Annotated in this window: 1 protein-coding gene; it reads left to right on the top strand. The window is 74.4% G+C overall.

All coding sequences use genetic code 11. The features are described 5' to 3' along the window. Positions 1-629, top strand: a 629-nt coding sequence (gene zapE / locus LPA54_RS34895; RefSeq protein ID WP_228984628.1) for a cell division protein ZapE, incomplete at both ends; no start/stop codon positions are given.

Below are 629 nucleotides of genomic sequence, written 5' to 3'. Positions count from 1 at the left end.
GCGCCGAAGAAGGCCCCGTCCGGGCCGCGCGGCGTCTACCTGGACGGCGGCTACGGCGTCGGCAAGACGCACCTGCTGGCGTCGCTGTGGCACGCCACCCCGGCCGAGCCGGCGCTCAAGGCGTTCGGCACGTTCGTGGAGCTGACCAACCTGGTGGGCGCGCTCGGCTTCCAGCAGACCGTGAAGACGCTCTCCGGGCACCGGCTGCTGTGCATCGACGAGTTCGAGCTGGACGACCCGGGCGACACCGTGCTGGTCTCCACCCTGCTCGGCAAGCTGGTCGAGGCGGGCGTCGCGCTCGCCGCCACCTCCAACACGCTGCCGGGCAAGCTCGGCGAGGGCCGGTTCGCGGCGGCGGACTTCCTGCGCGAGATCCAGGGCCTGTCGGCGCACTTCCGGGCGCTGAGGATCGACGGCGAGGACTACCGGCACCGGGGGCTGCCCGAGGCGCCGCCGCCGTACTCCGACGACGTGGTGACCCGGGTGGCGCACGCCACCGAGGGCGCGTCGCTGGACGCCTTCCCGGATCTGCTGGACCACCTCGCGCGGGTCCACCCCAGCCGCTACGGCGCCCTCACCGACGGCGTCGGCGCGGTGTGCCTCACCGGGGTGCGGCCGGTGCCGGACCA

This window comes from Streptomyces sp. DH12 (genome assembly GCF_020873895.1).
Taxonomy (GTDB): Bacteria; Actinomycetota; Actinomycetes; order Streptomycetales; family Streptomycetaceae; genus Streptomyces.
The sequence above is the reverse complement of the archived record's forward strand: the minus strand, read 5'-3'. Positions and strand labels throughout refer to the sequence as shown.